Raw genomic sequence first — 20,395 nt, 5'->3', positions numbered from 1 at the left:
CGATGCCGCAACCTGTATTGGGCATTCTGACCCTCTATTTGAACCAAGCCAGACAACTTGAGGAGAAACCCGTCTACCGCAAAATGATTGCCGAGGGACGCAGACTGGGGCTCGACGTCTATGTCTTCACGCCGATGGATGTAAACCCCGGCGGCGACAAGATTCATGCCCTGACCGTAGACCCGGCCACGGGCCAGTGGACCCGGCGGTGGCGGGCTTTTCCCGATATGATCTACGACCGCTGCCGCATCCAGCGCTCCGAGCGCTTCCAGCAGCTGCTAAGATTCCGCTCCCGCTACGGTCATCTCACCTTCCTGAATCGTCCTCTGCGGAACAAGTGGACCATTCATCAGACGTTCTGGAACAAGAGCCGTTTCCGGCCGCATCTGCCGGAGACGGTGCTGTACCATTCCTCCGCAGACCTGAAGCGTATGCTCGGAAAGGCGCGGGTGCTCTATCTCAAGCCGATCAACGGGACGGGGGGACGGGGCATTCTGCGCATCGAGCGCCTCTCCGGAGGAGGGCAGTACGACATCCAAGGACGCCGGCAGAACCGGCGGATGATTCCCCCGCGGAAGGTTACCCTGTCCCGGCTGGAATCGGTAGTCCGGCAATGGTGTCTCGGCGGGCGCTTTCTGATTCAGGAGGGCATTCCGCTGCGCCTTCCGAACGGACGCGTCCATGATTACCGGATGCTCGTGCAGAAGAACAGCCAGGGCGCCTGGGAGCTGACCGGCATGGCCGGGCGGGTCGGGCCGGCGGGCAGCGTCACTTCCAATCTGCACGGCGGGGGGCGCGCAGTCCGCGCTTCCCGGCTGCTGCGCGAGTGGCTAGGCAGCACGGAAGCGGCCGAACGGACGATGAAGACGGCGGAACGGCTCGGCCTGGACGCGGCCGCTTATCTGGAGGGGACCTTCGGGGCGCTCTGCGAACTGGCGCTGGATCTGGCCATCGACCGCAGCGGCAACATCTATATTCTGGAGGTCAATCCGAAGCCGGCACGGGAAGTATTCGCCCGCTCGGGCGACAGCGGGACCTACCGCAAGGCGCTGGTCCGCCCGCTTGAATACGCCTTGTGGCTGCACAAGAACCGAACGGGAGCCGCAGCGCCCAAGAGCGCGGAAGAATAGCATCTTCTTCTGATTGATGACCGCCTTCCCGGGGAGCCCCGGAAGGGCGGTTCAGCCTGCGCAGGAATAGAATACCGCCCGGCTGCGCACCTTAGCCATTCGGAGGTGGGAATATGGGCAATGCTTCACAGACCGGCAGACGGCCTGACCCTGAAGAAGGGACAGGCCGTCTGGCCTGGTGGCAGCTGTCACTGCTTGGCGTGGGCTGTACCATCGGAACAGGATATTTTCTGGGGGCAGGCATCGGCATCCGCAATGCCGGGCCTTTTATGGTTCTCTCGTTTCTTCTGGCGGCCGGAACCTATGCGGCCTATCCGGTATTTTTCCGTCTGAAGAAATCTTTATCCCCACAACGCTTTAACGGCCTGAATACCGAAGTAGATGCCGAAGCCGATGAGCGAAGCGCCGGAGAGCACTGAAATACCGGTCAGCATTCTCCGGCTCAAAAACCGGCGGAGCCCTGTCGTCAACGAGGCGACCGCCACATCCCACAGCGCCAGCCCCAGAAAGATCATGCTGCTGTAAATCAACAAATGAGTGGTGCCGTAGGAATGGGCCGTCCGGGCGAGAATCGACCCGTAAATCCCGAGCCAGAACAGGATAGACAGCGGACTCGAAATGGACACCATGAATCCTACCAGGAAACTGCGGAACAGCGGCTCCTGCCTCCTATCCGAATGCCGGAAGTCCACCTCCTGAGCCGAACCGATGCCTTGTATGCCGGAATAGACCAGCACCAGTGCTCCGAACAGCCACAGAAAAACCTGGACCTCGGGAATGTTGAGAAAGCTGACCAGCCCCCAAAAAATGAGCAGCATAAAAATGCCGTCAGCCGTCATTGATCCCACTCCCACGATCCAGGCGTTCCAGAATCCGTGCTTGATTCCCTTATCCAGCCTTGCCGAATTCACCGGCCCGATCGGCGCGGCCAGCGTCAATCCCAAAATCATGTAGCTGAACAGCATTTGGACGCTCAAGCTTCCTCACTCCCATGCCAAAGGTACAGACTTGTACACTTTATGAGAAAGCGGGACAAGAAATGATTCGGGCGTCCGGTTATTTCGTCTCTCTACTCTTGAAGACTGCGGTCTGCCAGCTCCAGCAGCTCGGAGAACGAATGAATAATGACATCGGAGCCCTTCAACTCGTCATTCTTGCCAAAACCTGCATACGCGCAGCCGATGACGGTCTGGCCGTTCTCTTGGCCTGCCTGCACATCGGAGGACCGGTCGCCGACCATCCAGGCCCGCGTAATGCCGTTCTCTTCAAGCAGCATGCGAACAAGCTCCACCTTCGTCTCGGTTCCCTGCTTCCCGGCGCTGTAGAGCCCGTCGAACAGGTCTTCCATCCGGTTCACCACCACAATGCTGTGGATATAATTCTCCAGCCCGTTGCTGGCGACAAACAGGCGGAAGCCTTTGTCCTTCAACGCGCGGAGTGTAGACTCCACTTCCGGATAGAGCTTCCCGGCGCCGGATTCGATCCCTTCAATCTCCAGCTTCAGGAGCACTTCGTCCGCCCGGCGGTGAACGGATTCGTCCGCTTCAGGCATGACCTTCATCCAGATGTCTTTGAGCAGCATCCCGAGTCCGCTAAGAATTCGCTCATCGGGAGGCGTTGGCCCCTGGTACAAGCCTTCTTCCCGCAGAATGTCGAACATCTTGTGATACGCCGGCAGCAGCAGACTCTCCGTCTGGAACAGCGTGCCGTCCATGTCGAAGATGATCGCTTCCGGTCTCGGCAGCCCGGAGACGCCGGTGCCCGCTTCGGGGCAATTCTCTTGATTGAGGTTCAATATGATCTCCTCCTTCTCTCTATTCCTGACCCTTCCATCTTATCGAATGGGACCGCGGCCTGCCAGCCCTGTCTTCCAAAAAAGCGCGGCGCCAAGGCCGAGGCCGGGCAATCCGCGCTTACGCAGGCTTTATTTACGGTCGAGCAGCAGGCGGAAGCCGTACGGCCCGAGCTTCAGAGGAGCATCTCCGTCGACGGTCTCTCCCGTCATTAAATCGGTCAGGCTGCGGCCTTTCCAGTCCTCGGGAACGTCAGCCGACTGCGGCTCCGCCGAGTGGTGGATCAGGACATACAGCGTCTCGGAAGGCGCGTTCTTGCGGTAGATCAAGGTCCGCTTGTCATCGTCGGCCTGCAGCCATTCGATGTCCACTTCCCGGAAAGACGGATGCTCCTGCCGCAGCGCAATCAGCCGGCGCACAGTCTCGTAGAGCTTCCGGTTCTGCTGCTCCGGCTTCCAGGGCATACAGCGCCGGTTGTGGCGCTCGTCTCCGCCGAGACCGATTTCGCCGCCGTAATAAATGCTCGGGCTGCCTGCATAGGTCAGCTGGAACACATAGGCCAGAGCCGCGATATCCGGATTGTCCCCGCACAGGGTCAGGATGCGCGCCGTATCGTGGCTGTCCAGCAGATTGAACAGACTCGATGCAACCGGCTTGGGATAGGCGATCAGCAGCTCGTTGATCGCATGCATGAACTCGGTCGGAGCATAAGGCTCCTGATTGCGCAGGTTCGTCCCGAAGAAGCGCACCGCAGGAGTTGTGAATTCATAGTTCATAACGGCGTCGAACTGGTCGCCCAGCAGCCAAGGGTTGGAGTTCAGCCAGTTCTCTCCCAGGATATAGATATCCGGGTTGAGGACCTTGACCCGCTTGCGGAATTCTCTCCAGAATTCATGCGACACCTCGTTGGCAACGTCAAGGCGCCAGCCGTCGATGCCGTACTCCTTCACCCAGAATTCAGCGACGCTCAGCAAATATTCCCGCGCTTCCGGGTTGGCGGTATTCCATTTCGGCATAAATTCCGTGAAACCGAAGGTCCGGTAGTTCAAATGCTCGCCGTAGAACTTGCCTTCCTGCGATTCCGGGGCAATCGGTCGCTCGGGATCGACAATATAGAAGTAATCGTAGTACTTGGAGTCCCGTCCGTTCTTGAGCACATCCTGCCAGAACGGATGCTCGTAGCCGCAGTGGTTGAACACCGCATCCAGCATGACCCGGATGCCCCGTTTGTGGGCTTCTTTTACCAGGGTGCCAAAGATCTCGTTGGTGCCAAAGAGCGGATCAATCTGGAAGTAGTCCTTGGTATCGTATTTATGCGCGCTCGGGGAGACGAAGAGCGGCGTAAAATAAATTCCGGAAGCGCCGAGCTCCTTGATATAATCCAGCCGCGTAACGATCCCTTCCAGGTTGCCGCCGTAGATGCGGTCGTAGCTGTCGGCATCCTCGCTTCCCCACTCCGGCAACCCGGCCTCGTCTTCCCGGCCTCCCCGGCTGAAGCGATCCGGAAAGATCTGATACCAGACCGTATCCTTGACCCAGGCCGGGGCCTTGTACAGATCTTCTTCCAGGATGTAAGGATACATATAATAGTTGGAATGATCGGCAGGCGGCTCTCCGTTCTCACCCATCGGCGTGAAATCATGACAGCCTGCAAAGCAGGAAGTCTCGCCGTCATGCAGCACAAATCCGTACTTCACGCGGCCCCAAGGAATATCCGTTACTTCGGCGAACCAGCAGTCATGCAGCCGGGTTACGTATTCCTTCTTCATTTCGACCCGCTGCATCGTCTCGGTCGCATACTCATAAATCCCCGTCTCCGGCGAAGGACGCCAGTTGAACGGATCGGCGGCAAGCAGCGTAACCCCCGAGACATCTCCCTTGCGGGTCTTGAGACGAATATGAAGCGTGCGGGCATCGACGGCATAGCAGAGTGGGCCTTTCGGTTCATGAATAACAGAGGCCAGTTCCAACTCTCTCATTCCTTTCACTATTCGGGTTGGCGCATGAACTTATGCGCTTAAGTCAGCTCAAATCGTAAGCTTTTGAAGCGATGGTGTCAAGAGGGAACGAACGCTCGCACCGCCAATTTCCGCCGTTATCCGAGCTTTCTCTCCTCGGCGTTAAGTAACCGCCGGCGAGGCTGCAAGCCTCTCCTGTCAAGCCTGTTCCGACCTTCTCCGGCAGACGGTTAAGCGGCAGCTTCTGCCGGGCGCGCAGGGCTCGACATTTTTGTGACCGGTCAGTCGAGCGGAACCGGAGAGACCCGCGTAATCGCCGGCGGGAACGGCCGGTCGGTGTGCATTTGTGAAATCTCCGCCAGAAGATCGGCAGCCATTTCGGCTTTGACGACGCTGTCGATCAGAATCCGGCGGGTTCCCGGGGCCAGCAGTCCGCCTTCTGCGCTGCCGACTACGACCGTCAGATCGGCACTCCCAAGCTGCCGCTCGGCCCGTACGCCAAGCGCTTCGCCCAGCACGATGCCTCTCATGCCCCGTCTTTCGCCGAGAAACGCTTCCATGGAACGGGTGCCGTCCTCCACGTAGAGATGCTCCCGTCCGCATACGCGCTCGGCCTGCCGGTAGACGTAACTTTCCGGGCCGTCTTCCATCACCACGAAGAACGGCTCTTTCTCCTGTGCTGCGGTGCAAAAGATCGTCTCGTAATCCCCGAGAACCTCGTGAAAAAGCGGGTCGCCCAGATGGCTGTCGATAAATACAAGCGGAATAACGAACTGCTGTACCCGCTGCTTCAGCGTCTCCGTATCGACATCGATCAGGAAAGCCCCGTCGAGCGAACGGCTGCGGCTGATCCGAATCTGTTCAGCGGGATCTCCGGCCGAGAGCAGCAGCGTATCGTAGCCTCTGCGGCCCATCTCCTTTTGCAGCGCATCGACCAGATCATACTGTTCCAGCCTTCGGCCCCGGGAGCGGTTGCCGCCTGCAATCAGTCCGATCATCCGGCTCTGGCGGTTCGCCAGCGTCTTGGCGGTCATATCGGGCACATAGTTCAGCTTGCGGGCCGCTTCAAATACCCGGAGCCTTGTTTCGTGGCTGATCTTCTCCTTCTCGGAGTAGTTCAGCACATAGGAGACCGTCGCCGACGATACGCCGGCTTCGGCCGCAATGTCCCGCATGGTCACTCTCCGGTGTCCGTTCTGCACAGCGCTTCTCCTCCTCTCTTAACAAAACAAACGGGGGCCCTGTCGGGCACCCCGTTCGCTCGTCTCTATATGCGGGCTTGCCGTCTTAGGCCCGGTCGAAGCTCTCCAGCAGCTCGTCCAGAATATCCCGGCTGACCATTTTTCCCTTAAAGTTAATCAGATTCTCCGAGCTTCCCGAGAAAATGCAGGTAGGCTCGTATTTGCGCAAAATAATCTTCTCGCCATCGACAAAAATTTCAAGCGGGTCCTTAATGTCGATGCCCATCGTTCTGCGCAGCTCGATCGGAATTACGATCCGTCCCAGCTCATCCACTTTTCTTACAATACCTGTTGCTTTCATCGTCAACATCCTCCCGTATGGCCCTTCGTATAATGTTCTTCTATTGTTGAACGTACCGATTTACTCAGCGTAGAGTAAAACTTAGCATTCTCTATCAAATTGTAAGGTCCTGCAAGTTTTATGTCAAATTATTTTTTACATTTTTCGATATTTATCGACAAATGACTCCGTTGATTCGCTTTCGCTTTCGACATCTTTCTTCTAAAAAAAGAAGGCCTTTCGGCCTTCGGTTCTTATTTCTCCCTCACGTTGCCCGAAGTGTCCACTACGGCGTTGTAGGACAGCTTGTTCAACAGATTGTAGGTGACCCGGTTATATGACGGATCCATCGGCGTCGGCTGCCCCTGCTTGATCTGCACCGGCACAACCCGGGAAGTCAGCTTGCCCGCCGGGTCGAGCTTGAACGTGGCAATCATCGAGCGGAGCGTCTTGTCGCCTCCTCTTGTGGAGCGGTTGAAGACGAAGTTGCCGAGCGAATAGTAAATTGGTTTATGCTTGTAGTATTCCACGCCCATCAGACAATGGCTGTGGGCTCCGATAATGAGATCGGCTCCGCTGTCGATCAGGGAACGGGCCAGCTTGCGGGCATACGCTTCCGGGTAGTCCTTGAACTCCTGGTTCCAGTGAATATAGACGACGGTAAAATCATGCGTCTTCGCGCTGGCCCGGACGGCGCTGAGCATCGGCTCATCCGTGTACGCCGACGCCGCTCCCGGCGTCTTCTCTCCGGCATACCAGGCAGGGCCGGACAGTACCCGGCTGACTCCGAGGACCGCGACGGATTTCCCGCCGATCGTCTTCACATACGGACGAAACGCTTCCTTTATATTGGCTCCGGCCCCAGTTCGCCCGATCCGGTTGCGGTCCAGATGAATCAGGGTGTCGAGCATCGCCTGCTGTCCATAGTCGAGAATATGGTTATTCGCCAAGGTTACGCCGTCGATCCCGGCATAGACCAGCCCCTCCAGCGTCTCGGGCTTGGAACGGAATACAAAGGTCTTGCCCTGCGAGGCCTTCCCGCGGATGGAGACCGGCGTCTCCAGATTGGCGAATGCCAGATCGGCAGGCTTCAGCAGCGGAGCCGTCTTGAGGAACGGATACTTCGTTCCGTAGCGGGCAATCTGGTTCCCGACATAGCCGTCCAGCAGAATATCGCCCGCAAAGGCCATGGTCAGCGGCTCTGCAGACTTCCCGGGCTTCGCGGGAACGGAAGCCGGAGAAGCGGATACCGCGGCGGATGGAACCGGCGAGGCCGCTGCCGAGGTTCTCGCCGGCACAATCGCCGGCAGCGCCAGGGCGCCTGCCAGCAGAACGGCGGCTGCGCGGCCGCCTGTCTTGTAGAGCCAATGCTTGCTGAATCTGTACACTTGTAGGAATCTCCTCTCTTCTCATCCTATCATTCTACTATATGGCCCGCTGCCGTTAACAGATGCCGTCCTTCCTATTCCCGCATAATAAAACGTCCTGAATGGCAAGCTATAGGCGTTGTCAGGAAAGGAGCGACAGAGGATGAATGCACTGCGCCTGCTGGGATGCGCGGCTCTGATTGCGCTGCTTCCTTCTGCTTCCGGCTTCGCGGAAGCCTCTCCGAAGGGGCGCGAGTATTACGAGCAGCGCGGCGAGATCGTCTGGGAGGTTCCGACGGAGGACCCCCTCGTGGCGCTGACCTTCGATGACGGGCCGGACCGCTCCCATACGCCGGAGATTCTGGCGCTGCTCAAGCAGTACAACGCCAAGGCTACCTTTTTTGTGGTTGGCGACAAGGTCGCCCGGTACCCGGACCTCGTCCGGGCTGAATTGGCTGCAGGACACGAGGTCGGCAATCATACCTATCACCACCCCTCGCTGAAGGCCGTCTCTGCGGGAGACATGCTAAAGGAAATTGACAGCACCCAGGAAGCGGTGCTGAAGGCAACCGGCCTGAAGCCGGTGCTCTTCCGCCCGCCGGGAGGTTGGTACAACGAAGCGGTCGTCGAACTGATCAAGCGGAACCGGATGCAGCTTGTTCTCTGGTCCTGGAACCAGGATACCTGGGATTGGGCCCGGCCGGGCGTGAACCATATCGTTACCAAGGTGCTGCGCGGCGTCAAGGGAGGCAACATCGTGCTGATGCACGATTATGTTCCCGGCAGCTCCCAGACGGTCCAAGCGCTGCGGATCATTCTGCCGGAGCTCCAGCGCAGGCATTACCGCTTCGTTACGGTCTCCGAGCTTCTGCAGCATCGACCGGTGCACGGTCTGCGGCAGAGGGCGGAAGGCTCGGATTCGCCGCCGCAGATTCCCGATCCGGTGCGAGAGAGCCGCGGAGCCCTGGGGAAGGACCCGGTTTCTGAGCGCGGACTGGAACAGGAATAGAAGAACAGGAAGAGCCGCCCGGCTGACTGCCGGACGGCTCTTCCTGTCTGCCCGCAGCTTCAAAGCGGGGCGGTGATACCCCGCCTGAAGCCGTCCGCGGCGGCGCGGCCTTCGGCTCAGCGCACCGTGAGCGCAATGAGCCGGGCCGTCACGCCGGGCGGCAGCTGGGCCGACAGCGTGCCCGCGGCGGCGTCCCACGCGAGCTCGCATCCCGCCCCGCGCGGATACAGGCACTCGGCGTCGGCTTCGCGCCCGGCCAGCGCCGGCAGTGGGAGTACCGTGCCGGGCTCATCGCCCGCCGTGCGCCACAGGGCGATATAGCGCTTGTTGCCGCGGGCAAGGCCCAGACTGACCCAAGGCGAAGCCGGGTCCGGCAGACCCAGCGGCCAGAAGGGCAGCGCTTCGGGGATATCGGAGCGGATTCTTTTGTACACATCCAGCGCCTCCTTCACCAGCGCCCGCCGCCGCGGACTCAGCTCCGCCAGGTGACCGCTCTGATGAACCCGCAGCAGCAGCGCATTCACCATGTTGAAGATGACTTCATTGTCATCTCCCTCGCGCATCGGGTACGACCAGATCGCCGACTGCTCCGGCGTCAGTCCCGCAGGGGAACCGGCCGCAATGGAGGCATAACGGACATAGTTGTCCTGATCGCTGGTGGACTGAATGCTGTAGCGGCTCAGCATGGCGTAATCCATCCGCATCCCGCCGCTCGAGCAGTTCTCGATGACCAGCTCGGGATACCGCGCGAACACGCCGTCGAGCCATTCCAGATAAGCCCGGTTATGTCCGAGCAGGCCGTCCCCATAGCTGTCGGCATCCGTCTCGGTCCCGATACCGGCGTTGATATTGTAATCCATCTTGATATACCCGACTCCATACTCCCGAACCAGCCGGTCAATGACCGAATCCGCATAGGCGCGAACCTTCGGATTGCGGTAATCGAGCTGATAGCGGCTGCGGTCCATCACCCGCCGTCCGTGGCGCATGAAAAACCAGGAATCATCCGTATCCTTCAGCTTCGGACTGTGAATTCCCATGACTTCCAGCTCCAGCCACAGTCCGGGGATCATCCCTTTCTTCCGGATATAATCCAGAACGTAGACGATGCCTTCCGGGAACCGTTCCAGCGAAGGCAGCCATTCCCCGACTCCGTCCCACCATTCCCCTTCGGCATACCAGCCGGCGTCGATGCAGAAGTATTCCGCTCCGATCTCGGCGGCGGCGTCGATAAGCGGCAGCAGCTTCGCCGTCGTCGGACTGCCCCACAGACAGTTCATATAGTCATTGAAAATGACCCGCAGCAGCCGGTTATCGTCATTCGTCCGCCGGATGGTCCGGCGATAGCGGGTAAGCTGACCGGCCGCTTCCTCGAATCCGCCGATCACCGATCCGACCGCTATCGGCACCGATACAAATTTCTCGCCCGGCTCCAGCCGCAGCCACCAGTGATTGTCATGTTCGGTCGGTCCGCTCGCCAGCAGAGTCAGCTGATCGTACTGGTCGATCAGCTCCCAGTGCCAGGACCCGTTATGCTCAATCTGCCAGAACAGCGCCGAACCGTGCTCCCGGTTCAGCATGACGGCCATCGGCAGCAGCTCGGCCGACGACCAGGAGCCGGTATTCGATGCGGCGATCCGCTTGGACCCGCGGTCCGTCAGATGCGACATGCCAAGCTCGGGCAGAGTGTAGGCGCGCCATTGCAGTTCGCTCTGCCACCCGCTGTGCGCCAGATAGACCTCCATCTTGTCGCTGCGATCTCCCTGGCCCTCCCGGTCGCAGCCGGTCAGGGCAAAGGAGGAGACGTATTCGACTCCAACGGCCTCGGCTCCTTCATTGCTCAGCTCATTCCAGCATCGAACCACCGTAAGTCCGTCGTAGAACTGATAGTGCTGGACCGCCTGCAACCCGGTAGCGGGGTCGCGGAGCATAACTTCCAGCTTCCGTCCCTTCTCTCCGGCGTAGTCGCGATGCCCGTTATAGACAAGCCGCAGGCCGGGATAGGAAGCCCGATGCGACCGCCCATGGTACTCCGCCCGGTCTTCACCGGATAATTGGACTTCCATCAGCCGAAATCCCGGCTTCGCCTTCTCGTTGATTTCGCTTTCAGGACGAAAAGCGCCGAAGTGCAGCAGGCGCACATCGCCCTCTGCTGTAATTTCGATTCGCAGCTCAAGGCCATTCTCTTCCACTTGGATTAATTGGTTCATGTCATCCTCCGCTTCATGTAGCTTCTTGTAGGTTCTTCATTATTTTTGTTAGGATAACTTAATAACATTATTCTAAACATCATATCAAAATCCTTTGTTCTATCCAAGCACCTTATAAAAAATCCTCTCCTCTCTCTTCCTCCCCGGGCAACCGCCTATACGCCAGCCTTCGAGATTCGGTGCCTTTTCTCACACCTTTCTGCCCGGGGGCCTTATATACTCGAATCATCCAGCGAACGAACAGAAAGGAAGCGATCCCATGACTACCGACACATCTCCTGCTGCCGGCAGCCTGTACGAAGCAATCAAGATCAGAAGATCGGTGCGAACCTTCAGGACCGAGGCGCTGCGCAGTGAAGATCTCCTTACTCTGGAAGCTTATCTAGCAGATCCGGCCAACTGGACCGGTCCTTGGGGAAGAACAGTCCGGCCCCAATGGATTCCGGTGAAGGACAAGCGGACGGACAAGGGCATCAAGCTTGGCACCTACGGCATGATCCGGAATCCCCAAGGATATGCCGCAGGCTCCGTCCGCAAGGACGATCCGCTCGGACTTGCCGATTTTGGCTATGCCTTTGAAGGACTGGTGCTGCATCTGACCCATCAGGGTGTGGGCACCTGTTGGCTCGGCGGCAGCTTCACCCGCAGCACCTTTGGCCAAGAACTGAACATCGGGGCGGACGAATGGATTCCGTGCGTCAGTCCGGTCGGCTATCCCGCGGACGGCGAAGGTCTGCTGCGCAGCGTGATACGCCAGGCCGTAGGAGCGAACCGGCGCAAAGAGTGGAGCGAGCTGTTCATGGACGGCGCCTTCGGACAGCCGCTGACGGAGGCAGCCGCCGGCAGGCTCGCGGAAGCGTTCGAGTCGGTGCGGCGCGGCCCTTCCGCTTCCAACAAGCAGCCCTGGCGGCTGCTGCTGGCCGAAGACCGGCGGGCGGTCCACTTCTTCCTGCGCCGCACCCCCGGCTACAGCGAGACCATGCAGCGCATCGACCTTGGCATTGCCATGCGGCATTTCGAGGAGGCCTGCCGCGCTCTGGAATTGCCCGGGGCTTGGATCATTGCCGATTCCGCTCCGGCTGCGCCGGATGGCGGAACGGAATACCTGTACACGCGGATGCTCTAAGCCACCGCGTCTCCGCCGCAAGAAAAGGCGACCCGGCTGCCGGAATCGGCAGCGGAGTCGCCTTTTTATTGGGGTCACCTTCAGATCGGCTGGGGTAACCCCCCTCTTCAATACACTTTCTTATATTCCCGGTCTTCCTTGATGATCTCCACCGCTTCCTTGAAGCGCTGGGCATGCACGACTTCCCGCTCACGCAGGAATTTCAGTCCGTCCTGAAGGTCCACGTCGTCGGTGATGTCGATCAGCCACTGATATGTAGCGCGTGCTTTCTCTTCGGCGGCAATGTCTTCGTACAGATCGGCGAGCGGGTCGCCCTTGGCCTGAATGTAGGTCGCAGTCCAAGGAACTCCGGCGGCATTCTCGTAGTAAAGGGCGCTGTCATGATTCACAAAATGCGCGCCCAGTCCTGCCTCCACCAACTGGTCCGGCGTGGCATCTTTGGTCAGCTTGAAGATCATGGTAGCAATCATTTCCAGGTGGGCGAACTCCTCCGTTGAAATATCGTTGAGCACCCCGATGACTTTATCCGGAATCGTATACCGCTGATTCATATAACGCAGCGCCGCTGCCAGTTCTCCGTCGGCCCCGCCGTACTGCTCCATCAAATACTTGGCCATGCGCGGATCGCACTTGCCAACCCGGACCGGGTATTGCAGTTTCTTCTCATACACCCACATTGCCCGCTTCCCTCCCGCTTCTGCTTTTTTGCCTCCATCCACCCTTCCGCGCTACCGGTTAAACCTGCCAAGGCCAGGGACTCTGGCTCCATTCCCAGGGACACTTGGAATAGGCGCGGCCAAAATTCTGCAGCGGTCCGTACAGCTCCTGGAACTGCTTCGCCAGCCGGGTCCGCTCCTGGGTCAACTGATTGAACTGCTGGATGGCGCGCAGGTCCAGCGGATGGGTATCCAGGAACAGATTCAGCTCTACCAGCGCAAAGTCCAGCGTCTGAAGCTGCTCCAGCATCTCGTAATATTGGGCATCGCACGCTTGGGTCTCCATGACTCCTCTCCTCCTAACACTTCTTCGGCTCGTAGGGACTGAACAAGGCCGGCCACAGTGTTCCGGCTCTCAGCGCTTCCGGCAGGCTGAATTGTGGCAGATCGGGCGGCTGAAAGCCCAGATACTGATTCGGCGGAATGACATACGTTTTGCAAGGGAGTGGCGGACAGGGATCAAAGGGGCCCCGGAAGGGCACATAGGATCGGATTTGCGAGTTCAAAGTCGAGTCCTCCTCCGGCCCGGACGTACCCGGGCATATTTTCCGTATCACTATATGCGGCAAAACGGGGGATCAGAAGGAAGCAGACAAAATTTAACCGGCACCTCGTTTTCTTCCATTCTATTGGATGATATGATATAAAGTGTAAAATAACCAACCGAATCCATAGGAGGCGAATCATGAAGTTTGCTGCAAAAATGGTGTTAACATCCTTATTAAGTACGGCAATCGTTCTCTCTGCATCACCTGCCATGGCGGTAAATCCGGAACGAAGCCTTCTCTCCGAGTCAGACTCCCATACCCGTTATCCGTACTATAATCATGCTGTGCTGGGCACCCCTTCCGTTATTCTTCCCGCCTATACCATTCCTGCCCATTATGGTTGGGTTAAAGTCTGGGTGAAGAATAAAGGAGAAGATACCATCACAGTCACCGTGACTCAGGGAACGGAAGCCGGACCGATTAAAATGCAGTTCAAGGTCCCCCCGGGAAAAATGGCATACAAAATCGCCTCGAGTCCTTGGTCTACCGGTCCTCACGTCGTCAGCGCCACCCCAAGCCAAGGGTATGCGGTCAATGCCTTACTAACGGTTAAACTTGCGTCTACTGAAGAGGCGATTCGGGAGAACACGAATCAGGGCGATTCAGCACCTTCGGCAGAGAAGCCCTCGCTTAGACCACACCACTAAAAAATCCCGGCCGCATCTCCGCGGCCGGGATCTTCAATGCTCTCTATTCTTCTTCCCTCTCATCCGAATCCTTCCGCTCGCTCTCCTGCGGCGGGGCCGGCATCGGCTTATGAATCAGCACGCGCGTAATGCGCAGACGCGTTGATTCTTCCACCTCAAAGGTTATATTGTCCACGATACGTTTCTTGCCTTTGGACGGGCTTCCTTCCAGTTCCTTGAACAGCCATCCGCCGATGGAGTCCACTTCATCGTCCTCGATCTCAACGCCGACCAGATCGCATACTTCTTCGATCAGCATGCGGCCGGACACCGAGATGTATTCGCCCTTCACTTCGACCTCAGGCCGCTCGTCTTCGAATTCGTCGTGCAGGTCTCCGACGATCTCCTCCAGAATCTCTTCGGCGGTCAGGAGACCCGCCGTTCCGCCGTACTCGTCCACCACCAGGGTAAGCTGCGCATGATTCTTCTGCATCAGCCGCAGCGCATGGCTGATCTCGATAGATTCGGGCACGTTGAGAATCGGCCGGACCAGCGTAGCCAGATCGTTCTGCTGATCGGTCGGAGCCAGGAGGAGATCGGTGATATGGACAAAGCCGATAATCCGGTCTTTGTCTTCCACCGCTACAGGATACCGCGAATGTTTGGTCTCCGAGACAATCTTCAGGTTCTCTTCCAGCGTCAGGTTCGTATAGAGGACATCCATGTCGGTTCTGGGCAGCATTACCTCGCGGGCCAGCAGGTCGGAGAATTCGAAGATGTTGTCCATCAGCTTCATTTCTTCCTTGTCGATAACCCCGCTGTTCGCGCTCTGGTTCATCAGAATCCGGATTTCTTCCTCGGAGTGGGCGGCCTCCGACTCGCTCGCCGGCTCTACGCCGACCAGCCGCAGCAGACCGTTGGCGGAAGCGTTCAGCACCCAGATGAAAGGCATAAACACTTTATAGAAGAACATCAGCGGTGCAGACAGCAGCAGCGCAGATCCTTCCGTCTTCTGAATGGCCAGCGATTTCGGCGCCAGCTCTCCGAGAACGATATGTAAGAACGTGATGATGCAGAATCCGACGACTACCGATACAGTGGAGATCAGCCCATGATCGGTAATCCCGAGCTTGAACATCAGCGGCTCGATCAGAAGTTCGGATATGGCAGGCTCCCCGATCCAGCCCAAGCCCAGCGACGCCAGCGTAATGCCGAACTGGGTAGCGGACAAATAAGCGTCAAGCTTCTTGTTGACCTTCAAGGCATAGCCTGCCAGTTTGTTGCCCTCGCTGACCAACTGCGTCAGACGGGATTGCCTGATTTTGACGAGCGAGAACTCCGCCGCCACGAACACCCCGTTCAAGAAGACGAGTACCAGCACAAGCGCCAGATTCAGCAGCAGGCTTCCGAACTCGAAGTGAGTATTCACGATAACACACGCCCCGTTTCTACAGAATGATCGCTTTCCTAGACTTAAAGTCGATATCGGAATAGTACATGTCGGCAACCAGCAGGTTGGGGCCGCAGCAGGCAGCCGCTTCGCAGTAGCAGTCGATTTTCCGATTCAGCGGATGCTCGTTCACCCATCGCCCGAATATTTCGTCCAGACCCGATTCTGCAATATTGCCAAAAGCCGGAATGTCCGCGAAATCGGTCACAAAGACCTCGCCGTTGAACAAATTCACATTGACGCGGTTGCGTCCGTCGGGATCGTTGCGGACCGTTACATTCCGTTCGCTTCTCAGCCGCTCCAGCAGCTTCTGGTCGCGCTCTTCCGCGCTGCAGGCGAAGAAAGGCAAGGTGCCAAGCAGCATCCACATCTCGGGATCGCGGGCGTCCAGCAGCCCGTGAATGGCGGAAGCCATTTCCTCAAGAGACAACACCGGGAGGGAAGCCGCAAAATTCGACGCATACATCGGATGCACTTCATGGCGGAGACAGCCCATCTGCCGGATCAGCTCATGAATGCCGGGCAGCTTCGTATGGGTCCGGTAGTTAATCATCGACTCGGCCGAAATGAACATGCCGTCCCGGCTGAGCCGCTGCGCGTTCTCCAGCATCGTGTCGTAGAGCCGGTAAGCGGCCTCTTTGGATACCGGGTGTCCGCTGTTCGCAAATCCGACTTCATGGAAGTCATCGCCATTCAAGTAATTGAACGAAATATGCATAACATCCAGGTACGGAAGCAGCTTCTCATACCGGTTGTAGGGCATCGTCAAATTGGAGTTAATCTGGGAGCGGACTCCCCGTTCTCTGGCATATTTCAGCAGCGGAACAATCATCCCGTCCACCGTGGAAGCCCGGAACATCGGCTCTCCTCCGGTGATGCTGATCGTCTGCAGATGCTCTACGCGATCGAGCGCCTCCAGCATCCGTTCGAGCGGAAGCAGATCGCCCTCCTTCATAGTAAGACTGTCACCCACCGCACAGTGCTCGCAGCGCATATTGCACAGATTGGTCACGGTCATCTCGACGCTGGTCAGCACATGCCGTCCATGCTCGCGAAGAGAGAGCAGCGGGTCCCACGGATCATAGCTCGGCGAGATCGCCCGCAGCCTCATGGTGGTTGGTTGAATTCCTGTCATTCCTATAGACTCCTTCAAAGTTGTATGGCCTATCCCTATTATTAACCCGATTGATTCATCCTTTATCATAACATGAACTTCGTCAAAACCGAACTCCGGCGTCCGAACGTCGGTTCATTCCTGCATAAGGGCACAAAAAAACAGCGCGAATCCGCCCCGCCGCATCAGCGGGACCGCGATTGCACTGCCACAGGGAAAAGAGTCGATTGCCGCTCACTCGCTGACGCCGGTGATGACAAGAGACAGCGTCTTTCCCAAATCCCTCTCGAAAGGGGCGACCTTCTCGCCCTCGGGTCCATTCAGCACACGGACAACCGGACGGTGCGGGACGGACGGGTCGATTTTGACGACAATCCCGCTCTCTCCGTTGCTTAAGTTGACACTGATTCCAATCGGGTAGATGGCTACCCGGTCGCGGAACAGTTCAAGCTGCTTCTGCTCATAGAGCGTGCCCGAACCGACATACAGCGCCTCGACAGCCTGATGGGGGAGCATGGCTTTCTTGTATACCCGGTTGGACGTCATAGCGTCGTAGGAATCCGCTACTCCCAGCCATTTACCGTACTCATGAATCTCGTCGCCTTTCAGGCCGCGCGGATAACCGGTACCGTTGATCCGTTCGTGATGCTGAAGCGCACAGTGGGCCACGAGCAGCGGAATATTCGGCTCTTCCTTCAGGATCCGGTAACCGATCTCGGTGTGGGCCTGCATATGCCGGAACTCTTCGTCGCTGAGCTTGCCCGGCTTCTGGACGATCCGAACCGGAATCTGCGTCTTCCCGATATCATGGAGCAGAGCGCCCATTCCCAGCACGTTCAGCTCCTGCTTGCTGTAACCGTAGGCGATGCCAAGCACCAGAGTGTAGAGACAGACGTTCAGCGAATGCACATAAAGGTAATTATCCGTCGTGTGCATATCCTGAAGCATAATCATGGGAGACTCCATATTGGAAAGGTCGTCCAGAATGTTCTCCATCAGTCTGGAGAATTTCTTGTCTAAATGGTAGAACCCCTTGGTGATGCCCGAAGCGCCCGACATTTCCTGGAACTGGCTCCGGATAGCCTTGAGCGCCTGATTCCGGGTCTCATCATGGAGCATGGCCGGAATGTCCACATCGTCCGTGTCCCGATCATGCACATACACGTAGCCGATATCCATCCGAAGCAGACGGCTGATCAGCGCATCGGTCAGCTCCATGCCCTCGGCGAGCAGAATAAGCCCTTCGTCGTTGTAAATTTTCTTGCCAATCTTCATCCCCGGCTGCAGCCGGTTCACAGCTAGTAAACGCAATTTGGGTTCACTCCTGACCGTCACGGTAAAATTGCTTTGCCTGTCTTCCTATCCCGCTTTCCGGTGTCATGCCGGTCAGGCTGACGGATGGCTTACCCGAATTTGTTCCCTACCGTCCTACGAACGCATAACGAACAGCCAGAACGCCGCCGCCAGCAGAAAACGATAGATGGCAAAATGGGTCAGCCGGATTCGCTGAATCATGCGCATAAAGAGAAGAACGACTACGTAGGCCACGATGAACGAAATGACGAAGCCCGCGAGAAAAATGCCGATTGTGTCGCTGGTGAACTCCTTGTAGGAATCCAGCAGTTCATAGCCCGAAGCCGCGCACATGATCGGAATTGCGATAATGAACGAGAAATCCGCGGAAGCCTTATAGCTGACCCCGCTCAGCATACCGCCCGAAATCGTCGATCCCGAACGGGAGAAGCCCGGCCAGAGCACGGATATGATCTGATAGAGCCCGATGGCCAGCGCCTGCCCGTACGACAGATCATCCAATTCCTGAGCCGTATTGCGGGCGCGGCGCTTGTTGACCTGCTCGGCTACGATCATCAGAATGCCGCCGGCAACGAGCGCCCACAGCACGGTATTCGCGCTGAAGAGCCCCTTGATGAAGTCCCTGGCGAAGAAAGCTACGGCAAGCGCCGGCGCGATCCCCAGAATGATATGTATCAGATTGAGCCGGGAGCGCGGGGCCAGTCCGTCCGAACGCTGTTTCCCCAGACCCAGCAGGTCGATAATCCGGGTCCGGTAGACAATGGCAATCGCCAGAATCGCGCCGAGCTGAATGACGATCTCGAAGGTCTTCATCAGGTTATCCTGCTCGTTGAAGCCCAGCAGCTTCGTAGTCAGAATCATGTGGCCGGTCGAAGAGACCGGGATAAATTCAGTAATGCCCTCGACAATGGCGAGAATGATCGCTGTAATAATATCCATAAATTCCTCCCCAACAGACAAATAGTCTAAATCTTCTTACCGCCAATCCCTGCTTGAATCTTCAGCGCAGCGCGCTCCTGAAGCGCGGCTCGGCGCATGTCTCCAGACTTCCGGGCCGCTTCAGCTCCATAGCCAGCAGACTGCGCAGGAAGTGGGGAAGCATAAAGGCCACTTCCCGGCCGTTCCCGATTGTCTCGTACCCCGCTCTGAAGGTGAACATATCCAGGGTTCCAACCGTGTATTCCGCTTCATCCTCCAGCGGCTGTCCGTCGACAAAGACCGCAATACGTTCATCATACGGCATCGGGCCTTGCTCGGACAAGATGTTTAATCCGTCCACGGCCAGTCCGCCCAGCCGTTCCCCGCGAAAGCCGTATCCGTATACAATCTTGTCCCGGTATTCCGCCGTGCGACTCTGCTCCAGCGCCCGGCGAACGTCGGAGCCCTTCAGCTTCATCGTGCAGGGATTGATGGGCGAAGGACAAAGAGCATGCAGCATGCCGGCGGTGACGCGCCCTTTCGGCAGCGGGCCCAGGAGCTGACCGGCGTTGACGAGGGCGAATTGACTTCCGGTGAACCGGCGTACTGCCTGGGCGAGCAGGTTGGAGAACGGGGAGTCTCCCGCCAGATCAAGCGGCAGCTCGCGGTCGGTAACTGCTATCGTCTCGTCCAGGGCTTCCCGTGCCCGGTCGAGCAGAATACCGCCGGCCAGTGCGACCCGCTCATTGAGGCGGTCGGGATCAACCGGCAGACAGCGCCCCCCCGCATAGCGGAAGGGCCCGCCGTCCGGCTCCCGCTCAAAGCGGATGCTGCCCACGAGCCGGCCGAACTTGCCGGCTCCGCATACCGCCGTTCCATTAATTAGAAGAGGCTCCTCCAGGACATGATGGGTATGCCCGCCCAGAATGGCATGAACCCCGTTCAGCTTCGCGGCCAGCTCGCGGTCCGCGGCCAGTCCCAGATGGGACAGAATGACGATAATATCCGACTGGGGCGCGAGCTGCTCCACTTGCTCACGCAGCGCTTCTTCCGGCTCCAGCGCCTCCCAGCCCAGAAGGGCGTAATACGTATGAAACGGAGCGGTTGCCCCGGTAATGCCGATGCGTACCCCGTCTTTGTCGATGACCGTGCTCCGCTTCATCCAGACAGGCGGTTCTCCGGTGGCAGATTCCAGGAAGTTGCAGCAGACCACCGGACAATGAAGTCCGGCGTACAGTCTCTCCAGCTCGGCGGAGGAGAAGGTGAGTCCCTCATTGTTGCCGATGGTGACGGCATCGTATCCGGTAAGGTTCAGGATATCAATATTAGCCTGTCCGCGGGTGCCCTCCGTCTCCGCAGCGGCCCGGTCCATGTGGTCGCCGATGTCGAGCATCAGCACCGCTCCCTCTGCTGCGGCCCGCTGTCCATCCATCAGTGCGGCGATGGGGCTCATTCGTTCGAAATGGCTGTGAATATCGTTCGTGTGCAGGATCGTTACGGATTGTGTCTTAGCGGCCATGCGCTCAACTCCCTTCCCGGCCGGTATATAATCCGGCTCTCTGCGGAGTCGGACTTTACAGAGGATAGCATAACAT

At 58.1% G+C, this 20,395-nt stretch carries 19 protein-coding genes and 1 pseudogene; 5 read left to right on the top strand and 15 right to left on the bottom strand.

Annotated features, from left to right (window positions below; translation table 11 throughout):
* The first annotated feature begins 2 nt into the window (after positions 1-2).
* A complete protein-coding gene (locus tag RBI05_RS00715) occupies positions 3-1,130 on the top strand; it encodes a YheC/YheD family endospore coat-associated protein (protein ID WP_310549775.1) in 1,128 nt (375 codons plus the stop codon).
* 113 nt (positions 1,131-1,243) lie between these two features.
* Positions 1,244-1,444, top strand: a pseudogene (locus RBI05_RS00710) (amino acid permease); the annotation flags it as partial.
* A gap of 27 nt (positions 1,445-1,471) precedes the next feature.
* On the opposite strand, the gene RBI05_RS00705 reads toward RBI05_RS00710, so the two are convergent.
* From RBI05_RS00705 to RBI05_RS00680, 6 genes are all read right to left on the bottom strand, one after another.
* Entirely contained in the window at positions 1,472-2,107 is a 636-nt protein-coding gene (locus RBI05_RS00705) for a LysE family transporter (protein WP_310549774.1), read from the bottom strand.
* A 92-nt stretch (positions 2,108-2,199) separates the two neighbouring features.
* Positions 2,200-2,925 (bottom strand): HAD family hydrolase, encoded by a 726-nt coding sequence (locus RBI05_RS00700; RefSeq protein ID WP_310549773.1) that lies wholly within the window; start codon positions 2,923-2,925, stop codon positions 2,200-2,202.
* Between the two features lie 129 nt (positions 2,926-3,054).
* On the bottom strand, positions 3,055-4,902 hold the full coding sequence (locus RBI05_RS00695; RefSeq protein WP_150459135.1) for an alpha-glycosidase: 1,848 nt from the start codon (positions 4,900-4,902) through the stop codon (positions 3,055-3,057).
* Positions 4,903-5,162: 260 nt separating this feature from the next.
* Positions 5,163-6,083, bottom strand: a complete 921-nt coding sequence (locus RBI05_RS00690; protein ID WP_310549772.1) for a LacI family DNA-binding transcriptional regulator — start codon at positions 6,081-6,083, stop codon at positions 5,163-5,165.
* A gap of 85 nt (positions 6,084-6,168) precedes the next feature.
* On the bottom strand, positions 6,169-6,423 hold the full coding sequence (locus tag RBI05_RS00685) for an AbrB/MazE/SpoVT family DNA-binding domain-containing protein (RefSeq protein ID WP_150459133.1): 255 nt from the start codon (positions 6,421-6,423) through the stop codon (positions 6,169-6,171).
* A gap of 233 nt (positions 6,424-6,656) precedes the next feature.
* On the bottom strand, positions 6,657-7,703 hold the full coding sequence (locus tag RBI05_RS00680; protein WP_408638281.1) for a CapA family protein: 1,047 nt from the start codon (positions 7,701-7,703) through the stop codon (positions 6,657-6,659).
* Between the two features lie 229 nt (positions 7,704-7,932).
* Between RBI05_RS00680 and RBI05_RS00675 the strand changes: the two genes are divergently transcribed.
* Entirely contained in the window at positions 7,933-8,778 is an 846-nt protein-coding gene (locus RBI05_RS00675) for a polysaccharide deacetylase family protein (protein WP_150459132.1), read from the top strand.
* A gap of 116 nt (positions 8,779-8,894) precedes the next feature.
* On the opposite strand, the gene RBI05_RS00670 is transcribed toward RBI05_RS00675, so the two are convergent.
* Positions 8,895-10,988 (bottom strand): alpha-galactosidase, encoded by a 2,094-nt coding sequence (locus tag RBI05_RS00670; protein ID WP_310549771.1) that lies wholly within the window; start codon positions 10,986-10,988, stop codon positions 8,895-8,897.
* Between the two features lie 259 nt (positions 10,989-11,247).
* Here RBI05_RS00670 and RBI05_RS00665 point away from each other — a divergent pair, with 259 nt between their 5' ends.
* Positions 11,248-12,114, top strand: coding sequence for a nitroreductase family protein (locus tag RBI05_RS00665; protein ID WP_310549770.1), 867 nt, complete (start codon positions 11,248-11,250; stop codon positions 12,112-12,114).
* A gap of 107 nt (positions 12,115-12,221) precedes the next feature.
* Here the strand turns inward: RBI05_RS00665 and RBI05_RS00660 are convergent, their stop codons facing one another.
* The 3 genes from RBI05_RS00660 to RBI05_RS00650 are packed head-to-tail and all read right to left on the bottom strand — an operon-like array spanning position 12,222 to position 13,336.
* A complete protein-coding gene (locus RBI05_RS00660; RefSeq protein ID WP_150459128.1) occupies positions 12,222-12,791 on the bottom strand; it encodes a manganese catalase family protein in 570 nt (189 codons plus the stop codon).
* 58 nt (positions 12,792-12,849) lie between these two features.
* Entirely contained in the window at positions 12,850-13,116 is a 267-nt protein-coding gene (locus tag RBI05_RS00655) for a spore coat protein CotJB (protein WP_150459127.1), read from the bottom strand.
* Between the two features lie 13 nt (positions 13,117-13,129).
* Entirely contained in the window at positions 13,130-13,336 is a 207-nt protein-coding gene (locus RBI05_RS00650; protein ID WP_150459126.1) for a spore coat associated protein CotJA, read from the bottom strand.
* Between the two features lie 179 nt (positions 13,337-13,515).
* On the opposite strand from RBI05_RS00650, the gene RBI05_RS00645 reads away from it, so the two are divergent.
* Positions 13,516-14,025 carry a hypothetical protein gene (locus tag RBI05_RS00645; RefSeq protein WP_150459125.1) on the top strand — a complete coding sequence of 170 codons (510 nt, stop codon included), beginning with the start codon at positions 13,516-13,518 and terminating at the stop codon, positions 14,023-14,025.
* 43 nt (positions 14,026-14,068) lie between these two features.
* Here the strand turns inward: RBI05_RS00645 and RBI05_RS00640 are convergent, their stop codons facing one another.
* The 5 genes from RBI05_RS00640 to RBI05_RS00620 form a co-directional block, all read right to left on the bottom strand.
* Positions 14,069-15,433: a hemolysin family protein gene (locus tag RBI05_RS00640; protein ID WP_310549769.1), complete on the bottom strand. Its 1,365-nt coding sequence runs from the start codon at positions 15,431-15,433 to the stop codon at positions 14,069-14,071.
* Between the two features lie 19 nt (positions 15,434-15,452).
* On the bottom strand, positions 15,453-16,589 hold the full coding sequence (gene yfkAB / locus RBI05_RS00635) for a radical SAM/CxCxxxxC motif protein YfkAB (protein WP_310549768.1): 1,137 nt from the start codon (positions 16,587-16,589) through the stop codon (positions 15,453-15,455).
* A gap of 213 nt (positions 16,590-16,802) precedes the next feature.
* Positions 16,803-17,879 (bottom strand): HD-GYP domain-containing protein, encoded by a 1,077-nt coding sequence (locus tag RBI05_RS00630; protein ID WP_150459122.1) that lies wholly within the window; start codon positions 17,877-17,879, stop codon positions 16,803-16,805.
* A gap of 117 nt (positions 17,880-17,996) precedes the next feature.
* Positions 17,997-18,821, bottom strand: a complete 825-nt coding sequence (locus RBI05_RS00625; protein ID WP_150459121.1) for an undecaprenyl-diphosphate phosphatase — start codon at positions 18,819-18,821, stop codon at positions 17,997-17,999.
* 61 nt (positions 18,822-18,882) lie between these two features.
* Positions 18,883-20,319 carry a bifunctional metallophosphatase/5'-nucleotidase gene (locus tag RBI05_RS00620; RefSeq protein WP_310549767.1) on the bottom strand — a complete coding sequence of 479 codons (1,437 nt, stop codon included), beginning with the start codon at positions 20,317-20,319 and terminating at the stop codon, positions 18,883-18,885.
* Between the last annotated feature and the right edge of the window lie 76 nt (positions 20,320-20,395).

The sequence above is a fragment of the Paenibacillus glufosinatiresistens genome, from assembly GCF_031470375.1.
Classification (GTDB): Bacteria; Bacillota; Bacilli; order Paenibacillales; family Paenibacillaceae; genus Paenibacillus_AQ; species Paenibacillus_AQ glufosinatiresistens.
The sequence above is the reverse complement of the archived record's forward strand: the minus strand, read 5'-3'. Positions and strand labels throughout refer to the sequence as shown.

What these genes read in the sequence shown, in the direction of transcription:
- RBI05_RS00715 (WP_310549775.1), top strand. Translation starts at nt 3, where the DNA reads ATGCCGCAACCTGTATTGGGCATTCTGACCCTCTATTTGAACCAAGCC.
- RBI05_RS00695 (WP_150459135.1), bottom strand. Translation starts at nt 4,902, where the DNA reads ATGAGAGAGTTGGAACTGGCCTCTGTTATTCATGAACCGAAAGGCCCA.
- RBI05_RS00685 (WP_150459133.1), bottom strand. Translation starts at nt 6,423, where the DNA reads ATGAAAGCAACAGGTATTGTAAGAAAAGTGGATGAGCTGGGACGGATC.
- RBI05_RS00675 (WP_150459132.1), top strand. Translation starts at nt 7,933, where the DNA reads ATGAATGCACTGCGCCTGCTGGGATGCGCGGCTCTGATTGCGCTGCTT.
- RBI05_RS00670 (WP_310549771.1), bottom strand. Translation starts at nt 10,988, where the DNA reads ATGAACCAATTAATCCAAGTGGAAGAGAATGGCCTTGAGCTGCGAATC.
- RBI05_RS00665 (WP_310549770.1), top strand. Translation starts at nt 11,248, where the DNA reads ATGACTACCGACACATCTCCTGCTGCCGGCAGCCTGTACGAAGCAATC.
- RBI05_RS00660 (WP_150459128.1), bottom strand. Translation starts at nt 12,791, where the DNA reads ATGTGGGTGTATGAGAAGAAACTGCAATACCCGGTCCGGGTTGGCAAG.
- RBI05_RS00655 (WP_150459127.1), bottom strand. Translation starts at nt 13,116, where the DNA reads ATGGAGACCCAAGCGTGCGATGCCCAATATTACGAGATGCTGGAGCAG.
- RBI05_RS00645 (WP_150459125.1), top strand. Translation starts at nt 13,516, where the DNA reads ATGAAGTTTGCTGCAAAAATGGTGTTAACATCCTTATTAAGTACGGCA.
- yfkAB (WP_310549768.1), bottom strand. Translation starts at nt 16,589, where the DNA reads ATGACAGGAATTCAACCAACCACCATGAGGCTGCGGGCGATCTCGCCG.
- RBI05_RS00625 (WP_150459121.1), bottom strand. Translation starts at nt 18,821, where the DNA reads ATGGATATTATTACAGCGATCATTCTCGCCATTGTCGAGGGCATTACT.
- RBI05_RS00620 (WP_310549767.1), bottom strand. Translation starts at nt 20,319, where the DNA reads ATGGCCGCTAAGACACAATCCGTAACGATCCTGCACACGAACGATATT.